General features: G+C 56.9%; 3 protein-coding genes and 1 pseudogene. All 4 read right to left on the reverse strand.

Annotated elements, in window-relative coordinates:
- Positions 1-1316 (reverse strand): tetrathionate reductase family octaheme c-type cytochrome (locus tag NDI87_RS17075; protein WP_296276785.1); only part of this gene is annotated, 1316 nt, incomplete at its 3' end.
- 265 nt (positions 1317-1581) lie between these two features.
- Entirely contained in the window at positions 1582-2349 is a 768-nt protein-coding gene (locus tag NDI87_RS17080) for a ParA family protein (RefSeq protein ID WP_296276786.1), read from the reverse strand.
- Positions 2350-2443: 94 nt separating this feature from the next.
- Complete coding sequence (locus tag NDI87_RS17085) at positions 2444-3115, reverse strand: Rieske 2Fe-2S domain-containing protein (protein ID WP_296276787.1); 672 nt, start codon at positions 3113-3115, stop codon at positions 2444-2446.
- Between the two features lie 311 nt (positions 3116-3426).
- Positions 3427-3570 (reverse strand): annotated as a pseudogene (locus NDI87_RS17090) (NAD(P)H-dependent oxidoreductase); the annotation flags it as partial.

Genomic DNA, 3570 nt, shown 5'->3' on the forward strand with positions numbered 1-3570 from the left:
CCCGCCTCGACGGCCTTGACCCAGTTCAGGTTTTTCCAGTATGCGGTGTCGTCGTTGCCCGCCAGGTGGGTAATCACCAGCGATTTGTTCACGGGGTCGTATTGCTGTTTGCCGCGGAACATCTTGACCGGCCAGATCATCGACTTGCCGTCGGTGGCGCTGCCTTCGAAGCGGTTGATTTGAATCGGCTCGTTGGCTTTTTCAATCTTGTCGCCCATCAGCGTGTAGTTGACCGTGCCGTTGAACCAGACGTATTCAGGCGTGACGTTCTCTGCCCACTTGAAATCACCCTTGATGGTCATGTAGGTGTCGTAATCGTTTTCGTCACGCAGCGTCTGGAACTTGCCGTCCTTGTCGAGCTTGCCTGCGGTTGACCAGTCCCACGTCATTTTGGTGGGTTGACCGCCACGGGCATACGCCGGGATGTGGCAGGTCTGGCAAGCCAGCTTGTTGGTGTGATCGTTGAGCTTGACTGCCTTGTGCGGTGTTTGGCCATGGCAGGCCTGGCAGGTGGCCGGGTTGCTGGTGTCAACCTTGCCGCGCAGATGGGCCGGCGCCTTGTCCTGGGCGGTCGGCGCATAGCGGCTGCCTGGCACCTGGTGACCTTCGGTTTTGTGGCAGGTCGAGCAACTGAAGTTGTTGCCATCCACATCCATGTGCACATCCAGTTCCTTGTCTGGCGCTTCCAGCGAGCTGTCCAGATCACCGTGCTTCACACCATCACCGCCGCCGCCATTGAAGTGGCATGCGCCACAGGTCGTGCGCTTGGTGGCGCCCACCTTTTGGGCGATCTCGGCCAGATTGATGCCACGGATAATCTTGCCCGAGCCGGGTGGAAACTCGGTGTCTTTGGCCACCGGGTTGCCGGCAAAGCCCGATGGTTTTTTGTACTTGCCTGTGGCATCGTGACACGCCAGGCAGTCCACATTTTCTTCGGACGCAAAATCAAACGTATCGTCTTTCCAGCCATACCCGATGTGACAGCTGTTGCACGCGGCTTCGTTAGACTTGACCGAGGTGCAGAAGTTGTTGACGACGTGTTTTTTGCCCAGCAGCTGACCGGTCTGGGGGTTTTTGTATTCCCATTTCCAGTGCTGTGTTTGATGGATTTGTCTGGACGCCTCGGTGTGGCAGCTCAGACAGGCTTTGGTGACGGCTGGGCCGGAATCAAAAGGGCCGGCCAATGCTGAAAACTTGCTGTGATCGGCGGTGGACCTGGCCTCTTTTGCGGCGCTCGTGTCTGTCGCCGCTTGCCCCAGGGCACCGGCGAACAAAGCCGCGACAAAAACCGTTTTCAAGAAATGATGGAGTGACATTGCCTTTCCCTCGTAAAGGAACGGCCTGTGCTCATCCAATCTTCACTACACAATGCCGTTCGAAAGTCGTAACGGCATTGTTTAGCTATTAGTACAAACCCTAATTGATTTAAATCAGTAAATCCAAATATTCAAAGATATAAACATTCGGAATAATTTTGATATGACAGCGATTGAAGAGGGACAACATCCTCTACGTTGCCAGGCATTAGTACGCCGCACTGGTACGGCATGAAATAGCGGATAACACCCGCAGAACAGTCCCCTACCCCCGCAGCCCGTCGTGTAACTCCACCAGTGCCAAGGTAATTTTGTGACTCGGATCCAGGTGAATCATGGGCAGGGACTGCTCGTGCGACTCGCGAATGCGCACTGACGAAGGCAAGTAGGGTTGCAGCACCGGCAGGCCCTCTTCAATCAGTTCCGCCACCATGCGCTGGGGCAGGTTGGCGCGGGCCTGGAACTGGTTGACCACAATGCCGTCAATCTGGAGCTCGGGGTTGTGGTCGGCGCGGATTTCCTGCACGTTGTCCATCAGCGCATACAGCGCCTGGCGTGAGAAGCTGTCGCAGTCAAACGGGATCAGGCAGCCGGTGGCACCGATCAGCGCGGCACGGGTAAAGAAGTTCAGCGCCGGCGGCGTGTCGATGTAGATGCGGTCATAGGTTTCGGCCAGTTGCACCAGGGCTTCGCGCAGCTTGTAGATTTTTTGACGCGATTCCAGTTTGACCAGCAGCTCATTGAGCGCCGGGCTGGACGGCATCACGTCAAGGTTTTCAAATGGTGTTCCAACCACGTACTCAGTCGCTGGCACGTTACGAAAACTGTAGCTCAGGGTTTGCTCAAAAAAACCTGCCACACTGGGTTGCTCGTCGCTGGCCGTGTCGCCCAGCAAATAGCTGGTGGAGTTGCCCTGCGGATCGAGGTCGATGACCAGGGTGCGCAAACCCTGGCTGGCACTGATGGCTGCCAGATTGCAGGTAATGGTGGACTTGCCCACCCCGCCTTTTTGATTGAACACAACGATTGGCATGAATCAACTCCTTTGAGGCAACTGAACAGTCAGTGTGAATAGGCGCGATTGTCCGTGACTTTGGCTGCCCGCCGTCAACCGGCACGACTCCGATTTACCAAAAAGCCAGCAAACGGCCTTTGACCACTTTGGATTCGATGCGCCGGAGCGGGGTCTTGCCTTTTTTGATGCAGTCGCCGCTTTTGGCATCAAATTGCCATTGGTGCTTGGGACAGGTCATGGTCGTGCCCTTGACGGCCAATTGCGTGATGTCGGTGTTCTGGTGCGGACAGTGGCTGTCATAGACTTTGTAAGTCTTGGCGTCACGGTAGATGAACAGGCCGCGCCCCTGGGACTCGGTACGTGTGACCTCGCCGTCAGGTACGTCCCTGGCCGCCATCACGTCGCGCCATTCGGCTGGTGCTGGGGCGACCAGGGCAGCCATTGGTGTTGGTGCCGCCGCCGGTTGGGTGAGCGCCTCGGGCGCGAAACCCGGAATGTTCATGTCCAGAATGATGTCCACCGCCCAGATGATCTTGGCCAGGCCCAGCGCCGGAAACGCCATCAGCAGCGCGTCAAGCACCTCCATCGGGCTGCAGCCCTCGCGCAGCGCACGACCCAGATACTGGCGAAAACCGCGGTCGGTCTGGGCGTGCACCTTGGTGATGACCGAGATCAGGTTGCGGGTTTTGGGATCGAGGTACTTGCCACTGTCTTTCAGGAAAGCAAAATAATGACCCATGGTTTCGGGCCGTGCCTTAAGCAAATAGTTCAGTGCATCACTCACAATAAAACTCCTCGGGACTTAAAAAATCGGGTGTGTCAAACCAATACGGCAGCGCCGACAGCCCCAGCACCTTTTGTGCCACACCGCCTCACACCCAAACCCTTGAGCAGGGCGCGCAATCCGGTAGACAGCAAGAGTGTAATCATGCATCCTGCGTCTCACCAGGCCGTTGAGCACATGCCATCAATAGGCGCCGATGCGCGTGCCAATGCGCTGGCATGACGAGATGGTTTTGTTTTTGATTGACAGCACATAAAAAAAGAGGTCGACCCCAGCGGGTGGACCTCTTTGCATCAACCCAAACGGGTGGCTTAAACCGTGGCGACTTCCATGTCGGCACGCGCAGCGGTGATGGCAGCAGCCTTCGGGGCATCCCCCATGGCCAGACCCTCGGCACGCACAATGCGCACATCGGTCACGCCGAAGAAACCAAACACCACCTTGAGATAGCTCTC

The organism is Rhodoferax sp., assembly GCF_023701345.1.
Classification (GTDB): Bacteria; Pseudomonadota; Gammaproteobacteria; order Burkholderiales; family Burkholderiaceae_C; genus Rhodoferax.